This window comes from Crinalium epipsammum PCC 9333, assembly GCF_000317495.1.
Lineage (GTDB): Bacteria > Cyanobacteriota > Cyanobacteriia > Cyanobacteriales > PCC-9333 > Crinalium > Crinalium epipsammum.
Genome location: NC_019753.1, coordinates 1,320,935 through 1,343,133, shown reverse-complemented (window position 1 = coordinate 1,343,133; position 22,199 = coordinate 1,320,935). Strand labels below are relative to the sequence as shown.

Below are 22,199 nucleotides of genomic sequence, written 5' to 3'. Positions count from 1 at the left end.
TGCTTCGTTACGAAATTAATTAAAGCTAAAATTGGGATAAGGGAGATTAAAAGCAATCAAGATCGATCACAATCAGGTGAAACGACGGAAAGATTACAACGCAGTGAATCTCAATTCACTTCATCTTCAAAATTAACCTTGAGTTTGCTCTTCTGAAGCACTGACACAACTTACCTTGGGACACTGGTATGCAGCCGGAACAACAACAGCGAATCATGGGTTACTTCATTGAGGAAGCTAAAGACCACCTCAATACGATTGAGAAGGGTTTGCTGAATCTGCAAGAGACAATTCAAGATGCTGAAATTGTCAATGAAGTCTTTCGCGCCGCTCATTCTATTAAAGGAGGAGCGGCAATGCTGGGAATTAGCAGCATTCAGAAAACGGCTCACAGGTTGGAAGATTGCTTCAAATTACTCAGGGATTGCCCCGTATCTGTAGACCAAAAGCTAGAGTCTTTATTTTTAAAGGTGTTTGATACTCTCCAAGCACTCGTAGAGCAACTCGAAACTCCTTTTGGTTTAACTGATGAAACTGCCAGTGGCATTATGTCAGGGGTTGAGCCTGTGTTTGGACAACTTACTAATCACCTGCAACAGTTGCTTGAAGGAAGTGGTCAAACTCAAGATGTTGGCGAGTCCCAAGAGAGAGTTGTAATCACAGGCGCAGATTCTCAAGCTAGAAAAACAATACAAGAGACATTTCAAACAGAAGTCCTGGTGCATTTGCGCTCAATGTTGCAGTTGTTTAAGCAACCAGATAGCAGCGTATATCGTTCTCAGTTACAGGCACTATGTCGTCAGTTAGGCAGCTTAGGTGAGCGATTTGGTTTACCCAAATGGTCTGAGTTACTAGAAACATCAAGGAATGCGATCGCCAATCAAGAAAACTCCACTTCCACATTGGCTCGCGTCATAATTAAGGAAATTAAACAAGCTCAAGATCTGGTACTGGCAACTCGTGAAGTAGAAATATTACCAAGCCAAGATCTCAAAGCACTGTTACCTAAACTCCCCGCTACCGCACAGTCAGGCACTTATGAGTCAACAGTAAGTGCAGGTTGGAATAACCCAACAGCACCAAAATTAGAAACCAATAATCAATTTTTATTCACAAGTGAAGAAATAACTTCAATACCTGCTCGTCCCACCCCACCTGAAAAATCTCTCTTACGTTCCAGACTAGGTGTTAACCGTAACGAACCAGAATTTGAACTGTCAGAACTCGATAGTTTAGCTGAACTATTTGATGGCGAACAAATTGAACTAGACGAATCTTGGCAAGAAGAAGATATCTTTAGTAATGCCGACAGTGGACAGTCAACTGATGTCTTATCCTTAGAAGATGAAGATTTTTCAACTGACTTTTCTGACTTCCTACTTGAGGAAAATGGACAAGTAGCTGGTACAGAAGCAGAATCTTCCAACGATGACTTTATGAGTTTGTTCGGGGAAGACATCGACAGCGAACCATCTTTTACCCCACAACCACAACTATCTCGCCAATCTGCTACAGAAGTAGAATCTCCCAGCGATGATTTTATGAGTTTGTTCGGTGAAGAAATCGACAGCGAACCATCTTTTACCCCACAACCACAACTATCTCGCCAATCTGCTACAGAAGCAGAATCTCTTAGCGATGATTTTATGAGTTTGTTCGGTGAAGAAATCGACAGCGAACCATCTTTTACTCAGACGCAAAATCAACAAGTTGAGCAGCAATATCATCATGCTCAAGACTTAGCAGATGAAAATTTAGAAGATGATTTTGCTGATTTACTATTTGATACAGATGCACCAGAACAAGCAGCAGCATCAACCCAAGAAGATTTAAGCAATTTATTTGGTGATAGTTTGTGGTCGGAAACAGAAGTTGAACCACAACTGACATCTGACTTAGATTCTTCGCTAAACAATAGCAACAATCAACAACAGCCTGACGATCAGCTTTTAGAAATCCTTACAGCCGACAATGTAAATGAAGCTTTATCGGTAGCAATAAGCACTCCAGAAACCTTGGCTAGAGCAACGGTAGTTGAAGAAGATTTGAATAACTTGTTGACAGACCTTGATGGCAATGAGGGTTTGTTTTCATCTGCGGAGTCTAAGTCTGATCAACTTGAAATGAGAGAAACTAGAGTCGAACCTCTAATTTCAGACCAAACAGGCGATCACTCCTCAGAACTAACTGATGATTGGCAGGATATGCTTTTTGAGGAGGAATCAACAGTTGGTAATACAGATTTAGAGGAATTGGATGATCTGAATTTATTAGAGGATCAAGCTAACTTTATAGAAGCTATAGATGAACAGGGAGACTGGACTTTAGAAGAGCTTTTGTTAGATGAAGATTCTGAGGAAAAAGATTTTTCAATTAGTAATACAAATGCAGAGTTGGAATCTTTTCTATCGGATGATGATCTAAATAATTCAACGTCATTTAGCTTAAATAATACTGAGGAAAATGAGTTAGCCTTTTTAGAATTAGATATAGACTCACCTGCTATAAATACCCAGGTAGCAACTGAAAATTTAACTATAAATCCAGATGCAGAAGATTGGGATTTAGATATTGATCTTAATGACTCTCTATTTACAGATGAAATTGTAGAAGACAATGATTTCAATAATTCTGATTTAGAAATTGAAAACTTTGATTGGGAGTTAGACAGCAGTTTAACCAATCAGCTAGAGTTAGAAACTGAAAAAGAGCCTGAGCTTGATCCGTTGTTCGGAGAAAGTTTTGATGATGAAACTTTGGGTTTATCAAACTTGAGTTCAGAGTTAGAACACCAGAATATAATTAAAAAATCAAAATTCCAATCCGCAACTAATCTCCCAAAGAGTTTAGGTAGTGAAGATCTAGATGATTTATTTGTAGATAATTACCAAGGCAAAGTTGTTAGCGATATTGACAAAAACAATCATAATTATGATCAAAATGATAATTTTGAATTGAATGTCAATCAAGAATTTACACAAGCAAATCATAATTATGAATTGCCGCTTGATAACAATTTGCTATCTCAAGCAGAGAGCATGAATAGTGATGAAAATATTTTGGGGTCGCAAATTTTTGAAGAACAATCAGATGTAAATTCCTGGCTGGTACCAACACAGGAAACAGCGAAACTAGAGGAATTGTTTGATCAAGACATTCATCTAGAAGATGCTCATCACTCAGATATCAATAAAAATTTAGATTCAGCAACACCAATTAGCAATGAAGTTGATGAAATGCTGGTGGACATGGAATTAGTTCTGCCAGAGGATGCAACTAAGTTGGAAGCCCTATTTGAAGATGTAGATAGTCAGACAACTAACGATCTAGATTTTGAGCAAGATTGGACTGTTGTTTCAACAGATACTGACTCGCTTCGTGAATTAGATAACTTGGAGTTTGAGGATTTGGAAGCGTTGTTAGATGAACCAGCAGAAGCATCGCAATTGCAGCTAAATGAGTTTGATGATTTGGAGGCGTTACTAGATGAACCAGCAGAAGCATCGCAATTGCAGCTAAGTGATTTTGATGACTTGGAGGCGTTGCTAGATGAACCAGCAAATGCTGCTGTAGCTAAAAAATCAGTAGCAAGTGATGCGAGTGATTTTGGCGATCTCGAAGCTTTGCTAGATGATAGCTTTACAACTTCTCCACCTGTAGCAGCTACTACTAAACGCGCAATTCCACCAGCCGCGAAGCAAGTTGATGACGAATTTGGTGACTTAGAAAAACTGCTGGAGCAAACTGACAAATCAATGGGCGGTCCACCTACAGCTAGCCAAGGGCAGGCGCGTCCCCGTCAAAAAGTGTTTGAGCAGACAATGCGGGTTCCTGTTAAGCATTTGGATAGCTTAAGTAATTTAGTTGGGGAGTTGGTAGTTAATCGCAACAGCCTAGAGGAGGATCAGGAACGGATGCGGCAGTCGCTGGATAACTTGCTGAATTATGTGCAGCAACTCAGCGATGTGGGTTCAAGAATGCAGAATTTATATGAGCGATCGCTTTTGGAAAGCTCATTACTTGCTAGTCGCCAACATCATCGGTCTTTATCAAAAGCCAAACCGGATACTTCCTCCGATCATTCTTCCGGTATGGAATACGATCCTCTAGAAATGGATCGATTCACTCCGATTCACTTGCTTTCTCAGGAGATGATTGAGCTAATCGTGCGGGTGCGTGAGTCTTCTTCTGATATTGAATTTTTAGTTGACGAAACCGACCAAGTTGCTCGGATGTTAAGGCAGGTAACTAGCCAAGTGCAAGAAGGGTTAACGCGATCGCGGATGATTCCTTTTGCTCAAACTGCCGACCGCTTGCAACGCGGTGTGCGGGAAAATGCTCGTAAAAATGGCAAAGAAGTAGAGCTATACGTTGAGGGACGAGACACATTACTAGACAAAGTGATCCTCGAACACTTGACAGACCCACTTAATCATATGCTCAACAATGCGATCGCTCACGGAATTGAAACCCCAGATGAGCGGCAGGCAATTGGTAAGTCACGAGTTGGTCGAATTACGCTGCGAGCCTTCCATCAAGGAAACCAAACCGTTATCGCCGTCTCTGACGATGGAGCAGGAATTAATACAGAGAATGTTAAGCAAAAAGCAGTTAAGAAGGGGTTAATCACCGCACAGCAAGCACAAACAATGTCCAAACCTGATATTTACGATCTCCTCTTCCATCCTGGTTTTAGCACCAAGGATCAAGCTGATGAGTTATCAGGTCGTGGTGTCGGTATGGATGTTGTTCGTACCAGCTTATTGGAAATTCGCGGCACGATTAGTACCGAATCAGTTTTAGGTAAAGGCACTAACTTTACTATTCGTTTACCTCTTACTCTTAGTATCGGTAAAGCTCTCTGCTGCGTTAGCGAAAAAGCTACAATTGCTTTTCCAATGGATGGGGTGGAAGATATGTTAGAGGTTCCCAAAGACCGCATCCAAACTAATGCTGAAGGTCAATCTTATATCATGTGGCGAGATACACGTTTAACCTTCCAACCTCTGACAGAACTACTAACCTATAATCGGCAAATTAGTCGTGGTAGCATCTACGGGGGTAAGCGTGAAGACGACATGGTTTCTATTATCGTGCTACGCAGTGCTGGTAACTACATTGGTCTTCATGTAGATCGAGTTTTAGGCGAGCAAGAAATTGTAATTAAGCAACTGCAAGGTCCCGTACCTAAGCCAGTAGGGATTGCAGGTGCTACTGTACTAGGGGACGGTCGGATCATGCCAATTGCCGACGTTTTAGAGTTGATTGAACTTTCTAGGGGTGTCATTAGCAAGGAAGGTACTGGCAGTGTTTGGTCTAGTATGCAGGCTAAGAGCGAAGCTCCAGCAGCTAAGAGTGAACCGATGGTGCTGATTGTTGATGATTCGATTACAGTGCGTGAGTTGCTCTCGATGACGTTTAACAAATCTGGCTATCGAGTAGAACAAGCCCGTGATGGTCAGGAAGCTTGGGATAAACTCTTAGGCGGTCTACCTTGCGATATTGTTTTCTGCGATATCGAAATGCCTAGAATGGACGGTTTAGAGTTGCTATCTCGCATTCAGAAAAATGACAAACTCAACCATCTACCTGTAGCGATGTTGACCTCTCGTGGTGCTTCGCGACATCAGCAAATGGCAGCAGAGTTAGGTGCTAGTGGCTACTTTACTAAGCCGTATTTGGAAGAAGCGCTACTTGATGCTGCTCAACGCATGATGAAAGGTGAGGTACTGCTAGTTGCTCCTAGCAGCAATGGTTAACAATTAACAATTAGCAATTAACAATTAGCAATTAACAATTAGCAGCCCTAATGATGCCAGATACGACTAAATCTATTAGCTACCCAACTACGCAAACTGTTAACCAAGTTGATGATTATCACGGTACTAAGGTTTCTGATCCCTACCGTTGGTTAGAAGATGTAGACTCTCAAGAAACAAAGGCTTGGGTTGAGGCGCAGAATCAAGTTACTTTTGATTACCTTAATCAAATTCCAGCGCGATCGCAGATTAAACAGCGTTTAACTCAATTGTGGGACTATGAGAAATTTAGCATTCCTTTTAAAGAAGGCGATCGCTATTTTTATTTTAAAAATGATGGTCTTCAAAATCAATCGGTTTTATATACTTTAACTTCTCTTGACTCTGAACCAAAAGTTTTACTTGACCCTAACAAACTTTCAGAAGATGGTACTGTTGCTCTTGCTGGTATAGCTATCAGTGAAAATGGGAAGTTAATGGCTTATGGTCTATCAACTTCTGGTTCAGACTGGCAAGAATGGAAAGTGCGTGATGTCGAAACGCAAGAAGATATTTCAGATCATATTAATTGGATTAAGTTCTCTGGCGCTTCTTGGACTAAAGACAATCAAGGTTTCTTCTATAGTCGTTATGATCAGCCGAATGAAGCAACTAAATTAGAAGACATTAATTATTTTCAAAAGTTATACTACCACAAGATAGGAACGCCGCAATCAGAAGATGTTTTAATTTATCACAGACCAGACCAAAAAGAATGGGGTTTTAATGGTGGTGTCACCGAAGATGGTCGCTATTTAATTATTAGTGTTTGGCAAGGAACTGATCCTAAAAATCTAGTTTTTTATAAAGACTTGGCGGATGCAAATTCCCAAGTTATAGAACTAATTAGTGATTTTGAGGCGAGTTATAGCTTTATTGACAATGATGGCTCAGTTTTTCTGTTTCAAACTGATTTAGATGCGGCTCGTGGTCGTGCGATCGCCATTGACATTAATAACCGACAAAAGGAAAATTGGCGAGAAATTATTCCGCAAGCAACTGAAACTCTTGAAAGTATTGGCATTTTAAATAATCAATTACTAGCTGACTACCTCAAAGATGCACGTAGTCAAATCAAAATTTTTAATCTCAATGGTGAGTTTGTTAGAGAAGTTACGTTACCAGGAATCGGCTCTGCTGGTGGTTTTGGCGGTAAACGTTGGGATACAGAAACTTTTTACAGCTTCACGAGTTTTACTACTCCCGCGACTATTTATCGCTACGACATGACGACAGGGGAAAGTACAGTATTTAGACAGCCACAAGTTGATTTTAATCCAGAAGATTACGAAACAAAGCAGGTTTTTTACAGTAGTAAAGATGGTACTCAAGTGCCAATGTTTATTACCCACAAAAAAGGTTTGCAACTAAATGGAAATAACCCAACTTATCTATATGGATATGGTGGTTTTAATGTTTCATTGACACCTAGTTTTTCTGTGGGCGTGATCGTGTGGATGGAAATGGGTGGCGTTTATGCAGTTCCCAACCTACGCGGTGGCGGAGAGTATGGAGAAGAATGGCATCAAGCAGGAACTAAGTTAAATAAACAGAATGTCTTTGATGATTTTATTGCAGCAGCAGAGTGGCTAATTGCTAATAATTACACATCCCCTGCAAAACTTGCTATTAGTGGCGGTAGTAATGGCGGTTTATTAGTAGGTGCGTGTATGACGCAACGCCCTGATTTATTTGCTGCTGCGCTTCCGGCTGTGGGTGTAATGGATATGTTGCGCTTTCATAAGTTTACAATTGGTTGGGCTTGGACTTCAGATTATGGTTCTCCCGATCATCCAGAAGAATTTCAAGCGTTATATGCTTATTCACCCCTGCACAATCTTAAGCCTGGAACATCTTATCCAGCTACATTAATTACCACTGCCGATCATGACGATCGCGTAGTTCCTGCTCATAGTTTTAAGTTTGCAGCAGCTTTGCAAGAGGCGCATAAAGGTGAGCAACCTGTGTTAATTAGAATTGAAACTAAAGCGGGACATGGTGCAGGGAAGCCCACAGCTAAAATTATTGAAGAGATTGCAGATAAGTGGGCTTTTTTAGTGAGTATTCTGGATATAACTGTTGGTGCTTAATTAATAACTGGATAATTGTATGTTGCGCTTCACAGTTTAAATTAACCGCAGATAAACGCAGATAAAAGACACAATTTCTAGACTTATGCAGGATGTATATTAGACCTCTTGCACAAATCAGTTATTACATCTGTGTTTATCTGTGTGCATCTGTGGTTAATTATCTAAAATTTGACTTATGCAGGATGTATATTGATGATCAACTAATACGCTATTGCTGTGTTCCCAAATAATTTCTTAACTACTTAAGATAGCCTCACGAATAGCTTGAGCGGTTGCTGGTGCAAGCAATACACCATTGCGATAGTGACCAGTTGCTAAAAGAACGTTGCTATAACTAGGGAGATGACCAATAACAGGTGCAGGACGTGCTTCTGGACGGGGACGTAAACCAGACCAGGATTTAAGTACTGTAGCTTCTGCTAAGTCTGGACAAAATGCGATCGCCTGTTGCATAACTTGCTCTAATAATGCTGCATCAGGCACAATATCACTGTGATTAGAGGAAAACTCTACTGTCGCCCCTACCCAATATTCCTCATTACTTAACGGTACAATGTGGACATCATTACCCGTAATTACAGGCTGAAAATTAGCATCACCCAAAGGGTTTTTTATACGCAAATGTAAAGCTTGTCCTAAAACAGGTCGAATATCAACAGCTTGTTGTAAAGATGCTGTTAGAGGTGTTGAACCCAAACCTGCTGCTACTACAAACCAATCAGCAGTTAACTTTCCTGTTGTTGTTTGAATCTCTCGACAAACATCAATATCTAAATTTTCTGACTTGCACGATTTAAAATTATCAACTTTCACACCAAATTGAAAGTTAACACCATTATATTTAGCAGCCTCAACCAAAGCATTTGTCAGCGCAGTTGGATCAAGTTGTCGATCTTGAGGAGAATAAACACCTGCAATAATGTTGTTACTACTAAGTTGCGGACAGTTTAATAGTAATTGCGAACTATCCCAAATTTCTAAATCCCAGCCTTGAGATTGACGAATTTCTATTAGTTTCTCCCACTTTGTTAAATCTTCTCCTTCAAAACACAGCTTAAGAATACCTTGGCGATTAAATGGAATTTTATATCCTGTAATTGCTTCTAATTCTGGAATTAAACTTTCATAGCGTTGAATGCTGGATTGCCGCATCCGCCACGCATTACCTTTAACTTTATGACTAATAACACCCATCAAAACACCTAGCGCAGCACCAGTTGCCCCCTGTGCGGGTGGTTGTTGATCGATAACTGTAATTGATAAATTTGGAACTAAACTAAGTTCGTATGCGATCGCCGCGCCAACTACACCACATCCAATAATTACAATTCGACTCATATTTATAGCAATTAGCAGTTAGCTTTTTGATCTGAAGGGATTGTCACACAGTCAGTGTTTTATTTAAGGTCAGGAATTACCTGAATTAGACCTGTCTGGAAGGCTTGGTCGTAGGTAATGACAGGTAAACTTTCCAGTTCTGCCTGAGCCATGATCATGCGGTCAAAAGGATCTCGATGGGCAATAGCTAGACTTCCTGCCCTGAGTGCATGGGCATTGGTAATGGCAAGTTCGATAAATTTAGCTTGATGTAATATTTGTGAATATTGTTCAACGAGTTTTTTGGCTTCAGGTAGTTTACCAATGCGGTATTTGGTAGCAATTTCCCAAGCGGAAACACTGCTAACTAAAATGCGATGATTCGGGTTGCGAATGATTTCTTGGCAAGTGGTATTTAGTTTTGGATCGTCAAATAGCCACCACAGCAGGATATGAGTGTCGATGAGGTAACTTATTCCCATTGCTGAAGTTCCTCTTCTGGCAATGGTTCAAAGAAAGCATCGCCAAGTTGTCCTTTCAATAAACCAGGGGTGCGGGGTTCTGTAAGTTCTTGACTTAAACCTAGTCGAAAGTAGTGAATTAGGTCATAAAGTTCTGCTAGTTTGTCTTCGGGGATCTCTTGAAGTTCTTGGACGATCTTTTGAATCAGCATAAGTCAAAGTTTTTGGTAGTTGGTGGCTGACGGAGTTATGACCCCGCCAGCTTTTGATTTTATTAATATATACAGCAGATTTTAAATATGGGAAGAGACGTGCCAATAGCTCTAGCGCGTATAGCAAAACTTCGGCACGTCTCTACATTTAAGGAATCACAAATGTAGTGCGGGCATCTTGCCCGCGTGATGTTTTGCGTAAGTCCTGTATATGCAAAACACCTGCTAACTTCTATGCTTTGGGAATTTGATTTAAGAACGCATCAAAATCCTTGATTAGTTCTGCATAGTTGCGAATAGCTTGAGTATAACTGCCTGTTTGTGCAGATTCATCAATCTTAATGAAGTGACCAAACACATCTTTAGCGGTTTCTAATGCAGCTTTTTGAGCATCAGGCATAAGTTGACGTGCTAAAGCACTCATCCGAGCGCGGATGTCACCTAATGGACCATGAATGAAAGACTCAACATTATTCCAGTCGCGGTTTTCAATCATTGTTGCTAGTTCGGGAAGGCGATCGCGCAAAGCACTAATTCCTTGAGCATACTGTTCAATTTGCTCAATTTGAGTAGGCGTGTAGGTTTTCGCCTTCACTTCTGTCGGACTACTACAACTAACTACAAATGTTGCTACAAATGCCAGAATCAACGCCAGAATAGATCGATAACGTGCCATCATCTTAATTTATTGAATCCGTTAATTATTTTGTCGGTTTTATTTTAGTGGACATCCTACCCCGCTAACTGCATTGCAGCATCATTGCTAATTATCAAAATTACCAAAATTTTCTCGCATGGCAGCTTAAACTACCTGACGGCGTAGAAAATACACAAGTGCATCACTAACTTGTGCTGACCAATGATCTTGCGGATAATGCCCACCTTCTTCCAGTTTAATCAGTTCCACCTGCTTGAGAGAATTGGCAAGATATTCAGCTTCTGTCAATGGCAACCAGGGATCTTTTATACCCCAAATAAGTTGGGTAGGAATACTCCATGCGTTTAAACTGGATGTGATTTCTGCCATTGACTGCTTTAATTGCAGATTTTGCACCGTTGCAAACAGACTGCGCCCAGCATCAGAACTTTTGAGGAAAGGACGGCGATAAACATCCAAGTCGGCATCTGATACCCGATAACGACTGCCACTCTCTAAAGTTCTGTCAACTAACAGAGGGTCTTGTGTGAGCATCTCACCGACTAAAGGTATACCTAGCTGTTTGATCTTCCAAGGTAACTTTGCTGATGGTGATAAAGGAGCATTCAAAATGGTTAAGCGTTCAATTTGATTGGGATGACGTAAGGCATATTGGATACCAACAGAGCCTAAAAACCCTTGAACAACTAGGAAAAACCGCTCAATTTCTAAAGCTTGAATAAACTCTGCTAAAGCATTAATAAACGCATCTGGTGTATAAGCAAAGTCTCGACGGTCTGGTTTTGCCGATAAGCCAAAACCAATCCAATCAGGTGCGATCGCTCTAAACCCTTTCTCAGCTAAAGCAGGCATAACCGCACTCCAACTGTAACTCAGAGAAGGCAAACCGTGAAGTAGCAACACGGGTAACTTTCCATTATCACTCATCGGGTTTTCTTCCCGATAAAACCATTCCAGTGAACCGACTTTGATTGAATGTTTCGTCGTTGACACGCTCTAAACCCTGCACATTTCCTAGTTGCAAAGAGCTTACCGCCCAATGCGATCCCCAAGCAAGCAGAAAACTTTTCTCTCACCAAAGCATGATGCGATCAACTTGCAAAATTAGCAACATACTGATATATTTAAGCCCCAATATCCCTCGACCTAACCAGCAAAACGAATTGGCTAAAACAACTCAGGAGTTTTGCGCGTGAACGCAGCCGAACAAGCTACGAATATCGAATATGCTACTAAGATTGCCGCCGTTGTCAATCTGTTTAAGTCTGAGTTCCCCGATGCTAAGGTAGATTTAAAGCCTTGGGTAAATGACCCAGATACACGCGAACTTGTTGATCCAGATTCAATTGATATCGGCTTTCACTTCCCTGGATGGAGTAAACGTTTCCAAAGTCGCAGCATTTTAGTCCAAATTCGGTTTTATGAAGATCCTTTAGATGCTGCTCATCGGGTTATTGGTGTTGAAGCAGCAGGATTTGATCATCGTGGTAAACAGTGGCGACTTTCCACAGTTGAGCAGTGGCGTTTTGAGGGAGCATCTCAGCCTATTGCTGAAGTCGGTGAAAAACTCAAGCACTTTTGTAGGCAGGTTTTTGAGTTGTTCAACAACTCTAATTAACCACTAATTCATCACCCTTAAGCAAACAAAAATTAATTTTTAATTGTTAATTGAACAACTACCACTTTGACATCCCCCAACAGGGAAAGCCGAGTGATATGTAGTTGTACGTTTGCCAAACAAGGTGTATCGGTTGTCACGAATTTGTTCATAAGCGCGATCGCCCAACCATTTCAACCCAGGTACAGCCCGATAAGCATCTACAATTAAATTAGCCACAGGTAACAAGCGTGCAATTTCTTCTGCTGCATCACTACCTTGCCATCGGTTTCTAGGTGCATTCGCATCAATCAAAATCATCCCCATTTCACAGTCTTGCTGAGTAATCCCAAAGTTATTTAAAGCTTCCTGATCCTGCATCGGCAGATACTCAAACAGGTTGCCTTTATCTAAAATCTCCAACTGCTGCACCAGATTTACACAAAGATTACAGTTGCCATCGTAAATAACGTAATAATTCATAGTTCCTCTGATATTAATTATCAATTATCAATGACTAAATTTTACAGTATCCTTTTGGTAAGTATCTAACTTTTAAGTGGGTACTTTACATAAAAGATATATATACTTTAAGGTAAAGATATAAAGCTAAAAGAGGCATAGACCAAGGTTAACAGGAATTAGTAATTGGTTGTGCCTAACTATAGAAATAAAAGTTGTTAGACTAAACAACAAAATTTATATAAACTAAAAAATTGCCGTGAGGTAAATAACATGAGTCAAGTTAAAACAATTGAAATACGCAAAGCTGATCAGCGTGGACATTTCAAAATTGGTTGGTTAAATAGCTACCATACTTTTTCCTTCGGTAATTATTATGATCCTAAACACATGGGATTTCGAGCTTTACGAGTAATAAATGATGACCGTGTTGCACCTAGTGGTGGTTTCGATACACATGGTCATCGCGATATGGAAATTATTACTTATGTACTAGAAGGAGCTTTAGAGCATCGGGACAGCTTAGGTACAGGCGCTGTAATTTATCCAGGTGATGCACAACGGATGACCGCCGGAACAGGAATCCGCCACAGTGAATTTAATCATTCCCAAACTGAACCAGTACATTTGCTGCAAATTTGGATTCTCCCAGAACAGCAAGGATTACCACCAAGCTATGAACAGCAATCAATTCCCCTAGAAGAAAAGCAGGGCAAATTGCGATTAATTGCTGGTAGAAATGGCGGTGAGGGTGCTGTAAAAGTGCATCAAGATATGCAGTTATATGCTTCTGTTTTAACACCAGGCGATCGCATCTCTTATGATCTCAAAGCAAATCGTTACGCTTGGTTACAAATAGCACTAGGTGGCGCAACCTTAAACGGTCATACTCTCGCAGAAGGCGATGGTGTAGCTATTACTGGCGAAGAAAAGCTGGAAATTAGTACAGAGGTAGGAGGAGAGATATTACTATTTGATTTAGCTTGATGAAGTCCTCACCTGAAAATGGTGAGGACTACTAGATTCAACTAAAACAACCAGTAATCTTTGATAAAAATTTTAATTATTTACTACTCAATGTATGGTCATATCCTACAATTAGCTTGTGGCTTAAGATTGACCTACTTAGTTGTCAAATTACCGTTAAATGCACCCTAAAACTACTGTTAATCTAGATTAATCAGCTACTTGCCAGCGCACAACAGGGCGTGATTCAATAACTTTTTGATCAGAAACCAAGCTATATCGAGGAATATTTTTAATATTTACCTTAAAATAAACGTGGCGATCGCGAAACCTAAAACTGTAATATGTTCTTGTTTCAGACGTTGCTAAACCATTACACAATTCATAAGCTTTGGTCAAAGGCGCTTTGAATTGCACAAACTTGTTGGTTGATGAAATTAACTCAGGATTGCCTGCTATTGGTAAGGTATCAGCAATAGCTGTGTGTTCTACACCACCTTCATAGTAACGAGATAAATTCCACAGGCTAACGGTTTTAGGACATTGACCTGCTTTCGTTGTGACGTTAAAAGTTATATTCGGCTGAGTGTCTGGTAGTACAGAGATAGTTGTTGGTTGCTCTTGTGTTAGTACTGGGATACTAAAAATGAGTACTGAGAAGCCGCCCAAGATGGTTGTAACTCTAGCAAAATTTAGCATATTAGATACATTATTAAAATGTTGACAACTAACATTCAAACAGTAAGCTAACCGTTTGTAAGAAGTTACTTATCAAGACGTTGCCATCTATCAATAAGTGCCACGAGCACTTGTGCTTTGAACTTACAATTACATTCCTTTAATCGCTAGCAGATTCCATCCCAGCTAGCATCAGTGATTTGTAAGAAAAAAAATAGAGATGCGATCGCATCTCTATCTATGATTAAAAACTAGCTAACTTTTAACTAACTACAGCAGATACAGCTAAAGCACCAGCAACGGCTGAAGCAATAGCAGAAATAACTGCTGTTCCAAATAACCACCAAGATGCACTTTCTGCGGCTTTGCGGGTTTCTTCGGCTTGTTCTTGAGCTTGGCGCTTGATAGCTTTCATACGATTTTGCGCTTCCTGCTGCATACGTTCTGCACGTTGCAGGATACTGTTGCGCGTCCGATCAATCTGGTCGATTAAGCGATTAGCATCTGCTTCTGAGATATCCTCACGGGAACTCATTACAGCTACTAAAGTATCGCGGTTGAAATGACCTAAGCGATCGCGCAAAGCATCAAATCCAGCCTGTGGATCATCAAATAATTTGCGGACATCTTGTTTGATGCCATCATAATTAAGTTCTGGACGCTCAAGGTCGTTTAGGTAGTTGCGGATGCGATCAAACACACTATTAATCGCGTCTTGTACCTTGCGTTGTACTGCGCGTATTTGTTCAGTAAATTGGTCACGCACAGATAACACTTGATCCACAACGCGAGTAGCGTCTGCTTCTGAGATATCCTGACGTTGAGACACAAGTTTGATTACAGTGTCTCTGTCAATCTTACTGAGGCGATCGCTCAAACTTTCCATCCCTACGCGCGGATCATTCAACAACAGTTGTATGTCGCGTTTAACCCCTTCTGGATTGAGTTCTTCTTTACCAGTATTACGCAGGTAATCTTCCAGGGTAGATTGAAAATCTTGTACGCCTTGTTGAGTCCGAGCAGCAAACCGTCGAGGTGCTTTAATAATACCTTGAATCGTTCCTTGCACTTGATCAATCACTTGATTGACTTGTGCTTCACTCAAATCTTGCCGTTGACTCAACAGCTTAACTAAAGTATCACGATCAACGCGGGAAAGGCGATCGCGCAAAGCTGTAGCACCCGATTTCGGATTTTGCAATAGCTTAGTTAAATCGCGCTGAATCCCTTCAGGATTGAGTTCATCCTTACCAGTGTTACGCAGATACTCAGTAATAGATGTTGTAATTTGGTCGTACTGGTCTTTAGCTTTATCCGCTACTTTTTGCGGAGCCTTTAAAGCACTACTCCAGGTACTTTGAACTTGATCAATAGTTTGATTGACTTGTTCCTCACTCAAATCTTGGCGCTGACTGAGTAATTTTACTAAAGTATCGCGGTCGAAGCGAGACAAGCGGGCGCGAATTGCCCCCATCCCAGCTTGAGGATCATCAAGCAATTTGCTGATATCGCGTTTAATACCTTCGGGATTAAGTTCATCCTTACCAGTATTTTGCAGATAAGATTCTAAATTCAGCCACACAGTTTCAGCTTGAGCTTTTGCTTGTGTTGCCAAATCCTCAGCTTGTAGCAGAGAGCGATCGCGCTGTGCTTCTAAATCATTAACAATTGCCTGTGCTTCGTCAGCAGTAATGTCTTGGGGCTGGCGCTGAGTGAAGATTTGCAACAAACTATCACGGTCAAGCTGACTGAAGCGTTCTTTGAGAGTTGCAGTATCAGCGTCTTGATCATGCAACACCTCTGCAAAATCACGAGCGATCGCGTCCTTGGTCAAATCTTCCTTCTTGCTTAACAAGATATAACCTTCAACCCGTCGCCGTAAATCTTCTTTTTGCTGTTGCTCTTCAGCAGTTTTAGTTGTAAATACAACTTCCTTGCGAATACTTTCTAGCTGATCAGCAATTTGATTGATTTTGTCTTGAGTAAACAAACCTCGCTGTTGCAGCAAATTGACAAAATCTTGACGTGATAGCTGATCTACTTCCCGATGAACAGTACCTGGATCTGCTTGCGGGTCATAAAGTACATCTTTAAACTCCCGCGCCACAGTCTGCGGATTCATCTTCCAAGCATAAGCCTGGAGCAGATAGTTTTCTACATCTGTACGGATAGGACTTGACGTAGGTTCGCCCTTAACTTGAGCAGTAATTTGACCAGCTTGATCGCTGACTTTATCCCTAGCCGTTTTTAACTGTTCAAGGATTTGTTGTACATCCAACTGCGACAAATCAGTACGACCCATCACCGTACTCATCAAGGCATTGAAACCTAACATCATGGCTTGATCCACCATGCTAGGGCTTTCTTGATCCTTACCCTCACCTTGGCGGTTATTGGGTTGAATCATTCCCATTACTTGGTCAATTCTACCTGTAATTTCTTGCCGTAACTGATCGGGTTGAGCAGACTTGAGATAATTCATCAAATCCTTCATCCAGTCAGGTTGCTGCGGCTGTAGCTGTTGCCCTGCCTGGGGGAACTGACCAACGGTTTGCTTCCAAACTGCTTCGAGTTGATCAGCAATCCGATTTACATCTCGTTTTGATAAATCAGTGCGACTGCTAACTAAATCTAATAATTGCTGTCTACCAATAGTAGCCAAGCCACCACCTACAGCAACCTCTTTCAACTGCGGATCATTGAGAATTTTTTCAAATTCTTGACGAATTGACTTGATATCTAATTCTGGTGGGCGTAGAGATTGGATATACTCCTCTACGGTTTCCCGCATACTAACAGGATCAAGCCCCGCAGTGAATTCCCGCCTAATAGCATTTGCTGCTGCTTCAGCCGTAGCAACAACTTGATTGCTTGCAGCTTTAGCGCCGATAGCGGCGGCGGCTGTACCCAAAATTGATTGAAACCCAGAAGTTGCAGTATTAACTACTGCACCTATTAAGGAACCTACCGTTGTGGAACTCACCCAAACTAGCAGTGAGAAGTAGGTTGCCCAGATCACTAAACCAACGATCGCGCCGAGTCCAGCATCGGTAATCAAGGTTAGTTTAACTGCTAGGTAACAAGCAATTAATAACGCAATAGTGACAGTTATTAATGTCCAGATTCCAACCGCAGTACCGATTTTGCGGATTGTGCCGCCAACGCTGCCGGAATCATCATTATTGTTATGATGATCGTTTGAGTCTGAGTCGGATTTATGTCCCAGATAGGAAATCCCGACAGCGACGGATAAGTTTGTTAAAACAAACTGCACCGCAAACGCCAGTACTACCCCAGCAACCAAAGCAATAAAAAATTTAGGTCCAGAAAATACTAGAGCCGCTCTTTCGGGAGAGTCAACTGCATTATCTACTGGAACTTGTGCCATCCATAACGACAATTTGTTTAAGCCCAGGATAATTCCCGTACTTTGAAACATGGTAGTTCCCTCATTACATTTTAATTCCGAGTAATCTCACGATTAGTGGAACATCAACCTTATATTGCTACAAAAATAACAATGTGTAAGCAATATTTACCGATTATTCCAATTAATAGCATCCCCCAAAGGTCTGAAATGCAGTTCTAGAGCCGTATACGGTGATCGGTGAGGAGTGATTTTTGATCAAAAAAGATTGTCACCCAGGCTAGAGGTAAATCTCAGTTCGAGTACATAGGGTGAAAGTATACAAGTAGTTGATGGCAAAAATATAGATGAATAAGTCATTAATAATGATTTTGCTGTTGTGCGGGTTACTACTTACGATAGTGGCTCCTTTTTCAGCCTTAGCAATGTTAATGCTCGTAGTGTTTGCATCGGCGTTTTTCTCTCTCGTTTGGAGTTTCCTAAAAATTTTAATTACTGGGGATACTCCTGAAAGAAGTTAGATATAGGTGATTGGTGATTGCTAATTGTAAAAACTCAGTGAGGAAAATAAATGCTAGTTCACATTATTGCTGATTATGGCTTTGGCGACCTGGCTTTTAGTGAAGTAGTGCAACGCATTAGGTTATATTTACCTGATGCTGAACCAATCCTGACACCTGTACCTCCTTTCGCTACCTTAGCTGCTGGATTTTGTATTGCTTAGTTAGGCTCTGGTAGCAGTGGTTGGACAAATACCCAAGGCGAAGAAACTCGCTGGATGGAACTATTTCTGCGTAGTGGTAATGCTTGGAAATCTTTTAATTGTCCAGAAGTAGGCGCGGAAATACAGATTAGTCAGGGGTAAAGGGTGCGTTAGCGTTGGCGTAGCCTGCGCGTAGCGCATAGCTGTCCGTACTGCTAGCGCAGAAAAATCGCGGAGCGACTCCGTTGGCGGAGCCGCCCCAGAGGGGCTAGGAGTAAGGAATCGCATTTTTATACCCTTGCTTTTTCTGTAGTATACTGGTAGTATAATCAGTATATTAAATTACGTCGTGGTTATGTAAAAAGTGCGATCGTCCAAATTCAATCTCAGCCTTAAGCAAATGAGTTGCCATCACGTGAGTCAGTTCATATAAATTAACCTTGCTTTAAAACATCCACAAATTTAATACTTTAAATTTTGAAATATTTGATTACATATTAAATTTTTATAATTTAATATATCTCTTGATTTCATCAATTGTTACATCTGTATAACCTGCGGTAAACCTGCGCCCGCATCTGCGTTTCTGTGCGGTTAATTCCCCAAAATAGGACAAAAACGACAAATCTTATAGGGCATCAATTATGTATTCACAATATGTAAACCATGGAAAATCATCGTTTAGTTAAAATCAGCAAATATCTTAGCAAACATTTGCGACATCAACCTGAGCGAATAGGTATTAAAATATCTTCAGGAGGATGGGTTGCCGTCGATGAATTACTAGCAGCCTGTAGCAATCATTCATTTCCCATAACCTATGATGAACTTAACAAAGTAGTAGCAACTAATGACAAAAAACGCTTTTCCTTTGACTCTACAGGTAAACTAATTCGTGCCAACCAAGGACATAGTATAGACGTAGATTTGCACTTACAAACTCAAATCCCCCCAGATGTGCTATATCACGGTACAGGCGCTAATGCAGTTGAATCTATACTTAGTACAGGTATTTGCCAAATGTCTCGGCATCATGTTCACTTATCAACAGACGTAGCAACAGCCAAAGCTGTGGGAAAAAGACATGGTATTCCAGTAGTTTTTACTGTTGATGCCGCAGGGATGTATCAAGATAAATTCAAGTTTTACTGTTCTGATAATGGAGTTTGGCTAGTGGAACAGGTTCCGCCAGAATATCTTCAAAAAATTTAACAAAGAGTGAAAAATTTTAAGTTCAGCTAGGTTAACAAAATTAATAATTCAATATCTTTGCAGAAAATAATTTTATGGCATCAGACTACTACCCAGATTACAATAATGTACCTCCCAATAACAACTCTCAAAATCAAGGGTTGCTCAGTTCAGGCTGGCGACCATTAACCAGAGGCTTGGATTTGGGATATGCGTTTCATCTTCTATTTAGCGATACACAAGAATTAACTCGTAAAACCTTAGATATTACCAGCGATATTGCTAATGCCCTTGGTCGCAATGAATATACATGGTGGGCGAATCTATTAAATGTTTTTTCGGATAATACTCGATATGAGCTAAATGAATTTTGGAATTACGTCACTCCTGAACCGCACGTACCAGATTACCAATATAAAGAACTTATTAGCACTCTCACACCAGTTACACAGTTAGTCAGCAGAGAAAGTATTCCTATTGAGTATGTTCTTAATCGCTTACAAGAAATCACTGTTTTTAAAATTTTGGATGTGTTAGGTCGCCCTGATAGTATTACCCAATATTATATTGAGCGATATTATTATTATCCAGTAGAGCGATTTAGCAAATGGGATCGGATTGAAACAATCGGTACTGTTTTTGCTTATTGGAGTAAACAGCAAGTTTGGCTACAAATCGAAAACTACGATCGCAAAGTCCGCAACTATACTTTAATCGCTAAAGATTTAGCACCGCTAGTTAACAAAGCAACTTACAACTTAGCTGTGATTCTAAGTGGGTATAAAAGCCGTGTTGGACAGATTAACAGCCAGTATCCAATTCGACAATTTCCTGCTGATATTCAAAGCTTTACTGACACAGTACAGCAAGCAATTATCGATCAAAATCAACTAGCTGTATTAGTACACGGAGAACCAGGGACAGGTAAAACAGCTTGGACACAAGCAGTTGCTAAAGAGATTTTAATGCCTCTGGGTTATGTAATTTTTATTTTGGATCATGATGCAGTTGAAAATTTTGTACCGCCAAGTTATTTAGAACGAATTTGCATCATTATTAATGAAGCGGATAATTTAGCACAAGATCGTGCTAGTTTAGCAGCACAAGGCAATAGTAAAACTGAACATATTCTCAGTTTGCTTGATGGCACTTTGTATCAAAGTGTGATTGAAGAAACTGGTATTCAGGCGCAACAAAAATTAGTGTTTTTGTTGACTTGTAATACTACTGAAAGATTAGACCCAGCCGTTTTGCGTAAGGGCCGAGTAGATTTTATGTATGAATTTACTTACAAATTTGTTTAAATCATGTAGGGGGTAACATTCAAAGTCCCCCTTTTCAAGGGCGATTTAGGGGGATCTCTTCGTAACCCCTAACATTTTTTAATGTATAGCTATTTAGCTAAATTTATGACAATTTACTTTTACTCTACTAGAGAAAACCCTTACGGCTGCTTTTCCAACTTTTCAGCGCATGGTTTCAATTTAGATGAAGCTTGGTGGCGTACCAGTGAACATTACTTTCAAGCACAAAAATTTATTGGTACTCCTCATGTTGAGCAAATACGCCTTGTACTCACGCCAAAAGATGCTGCCAAAATGGGGAGAGAACGCTTTCGCCCGCTACGTTCTGACTGGGAGCAAGTTAAAGATGATGTGATGCTGAAAGCGGTGTTATGCAAGTTTCAAACTCATGCAGATATTTGTGAAATACTACTATCAACGGGCAATCAATTAATTGTAGAAAATTCCCCTATAGATTATTACTGGGGATGTGGCGCTGATGGTAGTGGGAAAAATAAATTGGGACAAGTTTTAATGCAAGTGCGAGATTTATTACGGTAAAGGCAGCACAAGGGAAACTTTAACAAACTTGATTCAGTCAATTTTTCTATCCGCTTGACTGACGTTCTAATACGATACCGTATTACTCACCACCCAGCTAAATATGAAAATACAAAAGCTTTACTATTTACTATTTGGGATACTCCTCCTTACCACTGCAATACCTTCTGTCGCTCAATCTCATAAAAACGTTACCCCCAGCACTAAACTTACAACTACCCTTGCTAGAACAGAAACACAAAGACCACCTACAAAAACCGCCACAATTTATGTAGAAGGCGAAAAAACCCCAGTAACTTTAAAACTTTACAAGCAATCGAGTCCAAAATTCAGTACCTACTATCCAGATCAGTTTTTTGTCTCAGAAAGATTGAGTTCTGATGAGGGAACAAGAACTTATTTCTACGTCAACACTACAGGAACTAAAAAAACAGACGCATACGTTAGCGTTGGCTATCTTAATTTTATTAAAAATTTAGGGCAACTCAAGCAATTTGTTGATGGCAAACGTGGTTTGATTGCTTTTAATGGCTGGCAAGTCACTAATAGGACTAAGAAATTACCTTATGCTTGGGCGAAAGAAAAGATTTCATTTCAACAACGCAAGGATAATCAACTTTATTTGGGAAATGTAATTCTGGGTCAATCTAAAGGTCAAACATTTTATGTAATTACCTATTACCCGGCAGAATATGGAGATGGATTTTCACCAAGAGAAAATTTAATTCTTCAAAATCTGCAACTAGGAAGCTGATTTTATTCTGCTGTCATAATGAAGTAGCGCTGCCTTCAAAAGGAGGACTTTGAATGTTCCCCTTTTTTGAAGCAGCACAACCCTACGCAAACTACTAT

Annotated in this window: 18 protein-coding genes; 9 read left to right on the top strand and 9 right to left on the bottom strand. The window is 40.4% G+C overall.

Features of this window, described 5'->3' with window-relative positions; translation table 11 throughout:
• Positions 1 to 188 precede the first annotated feature (188 nt).
• Positions 189 to 5,759, top strand: a complete 5,571-nt coding sequence (locus tag CRI9333_RS05735) for a hybrid sensor histidine kinase/response regulator (RefSeq protein WP_015202216.1) — start codon at positions 189 to 191, stop codon at positions 5,757 to 5,759.
• Between the two features lie 53 nt (positions 5,760 to 5,812).
• A complete protein-coding gene (locus CRI9333_RS05730) occupies positions 5,813 to 7,888 on the top strand; it encodes a prolyl oligopeptidase family serine peptidase (protein ID WP_041225955.1) in 2,076 nt (691 codons plus the stop codon).
• Positions 7,889 to 8,125: 237 nt separating this feature from the next.
• Here the strand turns inward: CRI9333_RS05730 and CRI9333_RS05725 are convergent, their stop codons facing one another.
• The 5 genes from CRI9333_RS05725 to CRI9333_RS05705 all read right to left on the bottom strand — a co-directional run bounded on the left by CRI9333_RS05725 (position 8,126) and on the right by CRI9333_RS05705 (position 11,532).
• A complete protein-coding gene (locus CRI9333_RS05725; RefSeq protein WP_015202214.1) occupies positions 8,126 to 9,229 on the bottom strand; it encodes an NAD(P)/FAD-dependent oxidoreductase in 1,104 nt (367 codons plus the stop codon).
• 59 nt (positions 9,230 to 9,288) lie between these two features.
• Complete coding sequence (locus CRI9333_RS05720; protein WP_015202213.1) at positions 9,289 to 9,690, bottom strand: type II toxin-antitoxin system VapC family toxin; 402 nt, start codon at positions 9,688 to 9,690, stop codon at positions 9,289 to 9,291.
• Complete coding sequence (locus tag CRI9333_RS05715; protein WP_015202212.1) at positions 9,681 to 9,881, bottom strand: hypothetical protein; 201 nt, start codon at positions 9,879 to 9,881, stop codon at positions 9,681 to 9,683. The genes CRI9333_RS05720 and CRI9333_RS05715 overlap by 10 nt, the downstream gene beginning before the upstream one ends.
• A gap of 232 nt (positions 9,882 to 10,113) precedes the next feature.
• Complete coding sequence (psbQ, locus tag CRI9333_RS05710; protein WP_041225954.1) at positions 10,114 to 10,557, bottom strand: photosystem II protein PsbQ; 444 nt, start codon at positions 10,555 to 10,557, stop codon at positions 10,114 to 10,116.
• A gap of 126 nt (positions 10,558 to 10,683) precedes the next feature.
• Positions 10,684 to 11,532 carry an alpha/beta fold hydrolase gene (locus CRI9333_RS05705; RefSeq protein WP_041225953.1) on the bottom strand — a complete coding sequence of 283 codons (849 nt, stop codon included), beginning with the start codon at positions 11,530 to 11,532 and terminating at the stop codon, positions 10,684 to 10,686.
• Positions 11,533 to 11,731: 199 nt separating this feature from the next.
• On the opposite strand from CRI9333_RS05705, the gene CRI9333_RS05700 reads away from it, so the two are divergent.
• The gene (locus tag CRI9333_RS05700; RefSeq protein WP_015202209.1) at positions 11,732 to 12,157 is read left to right on the top strand and encodes a hypothetical protein; all 426 of its coding nucleotides are present in this window, start codon (positions 11,732 to 11,734) and stop codon (positions 12,155 to 12,157) included.
• A 39-nt stretch (positions 12,158 to 12,196) separates the two neighbouring features.
• Here the strand turns inward: CRI9333_RS05700 and CRI9333_RS05695 are convergent, their stop codons facing one another.
• Positions 12,197 to 12,619, bottom strand: coding sequence for a thiol-disulfide oxidoreductase DCC family protein (locus tag CRI9333_RS05695; RefSeq protein WP_015202208.1), 423 nt, complete (start codon positions 12,617 to 12,619; stop codon positions 12,197 to 12,199).
• Between the two features lie 252 nt (positions 12,620 to 12,871).
• On the opposite strand from CRI9333_RS05695, the gene CRI9333_RS05690 reads away from it, so the two are divergent.
• Positions 12,872 to 13,585 (top strand): pirin family protein, encoded by a 714-nt coding sequence (locus tag CRI9333_RS05690; protein WP_015202207.1) that lies wholly within the window; start codon positions 12,872 to 12,874, stop codon positions 13,583 to 13,585.
• Positions 13,586 to 13,774: 189 nt separating this feature from the next.
• Here the strand turns inward: CRI9333_RS05690 and CRI9333_RS05685 are convergent, their stop codons facing one another.
• Together CRI9333_RS05685 and CRI9333_RS05680 are read right to left on the bottom strand one after the other, a co-directional pair.
• Positions 13,775 to 14,263 carry a hypothetical protein gene (locus CRI9333_RS05685; RefSeq protein WP_015202206.1) on the bottom strand — a complete coding sequence of 163 codons (489 nt, stop codon included), beginning with the start codon at positions 14,261 to 14,263 and terminating at the stop codon, positions 13,775 to 13,777.
• A gap of 241 nt (positions 14,264 to 14,504) precedes the next feature.
• On the bottom strand, positions 14,505 to 17,681 hold the full coding sequence (locus CRI9333_RS05680; RefSeq protein WP_015202205.1) for a hypothetical protein: 3,177 nt from the start codon (positions 17,679 to 17,681) through the stop codon (positions 14,505 to 14,507).
• Between the two features lie 499 nt (positions 17,682 to 18,180).
• Here CRI9333_RS05680 and CRI9333_RS26605 point away from each other — a divergent pair, with 499 nt between their 5' ends.
• A complete protein-coding gene (locus tag CRI9333_RS26605; RefSeq protein ID WP_157462275.1) occupies positions 18,181 to 18,333 on the top strand; it encodes a hypothetical protein in 153 nt (50 codons plus the stop codon).
• Between the two features lie 60 nt (positions 18,334 to 18,393).
• Here the strand turns inward: CRI9333_RS26605 and CRI9333_RS26600 are convergent, their stop codons facing one another.
• Complete coding sequence (locus CRI9333_RS26600; protein ID WP_157462274.1) at positions 18,394 to 18,600, bottom strand: hypothetical protein; 207 nt, start codon at positions 18,598 to 18,600, stop codon at positions 18,394 to 18,396.
• Between the two features lie 378 nt (positions 18,601 to 18,978).
• Here CRI9333_RS26600 and CRI9333_RS05675 point away from each other — a divergent pair, with 378 nt between their 5' ends.
• From CRI9333_RS05675 to CRI9333_RS05660, 4 genes are all read left to right on the top strand, one after another.
• On the top strand, positions 18,979 to 19,524 hold the full coding sequence (locus CRI9333_RS05675) for an RNA 2'-phosphotransferase (RefSeq protein WP_015202204.1): 546 nt from the start codon (positions 18,979 to 18,981) through the stop codon (positions 19,522 to 19,524).
• Between the two features lie 74 nt (positions 19,525 to 19,598).
• Positions 19,599 to 20,807, top strand: a complete 1,209-nt coding sequence (locus CRI9333_RS05670) for an ATP-binding protein (RefSeq protein ID WP_015202203.1) — start codon at positions 19,599 to 19,601, stop codon at positions 20,805 to 20,807.
• Positions 20,808 to 20,912: 105 nt separating this feature from the next.
• Positions 20,913 to 21,347 (top strand): NADAR family protein, encoded by a 435-nt coding sequence (locus CRI9333_RS05665; RefSeq protein ID WP_041226400.1) that lies wholly within the window; start codon positions 20,913 to 20,915, stop codon positions 21,345 to 21,347.
• A gap of 103 nt (positions 21,348 to 21,450) precedes the next feature.
• A complete protein-coding gene (locus CRI9333_RS05660) occupies positions 21,451 to 22,101 on the top strand; it encodes a hypothetical protein (protein WP_015202201.1) in 651 nt (216 codons plus the stop codon).
• Positions 22,102 to 22,199 lie beyond the last annotated feature (98 nt).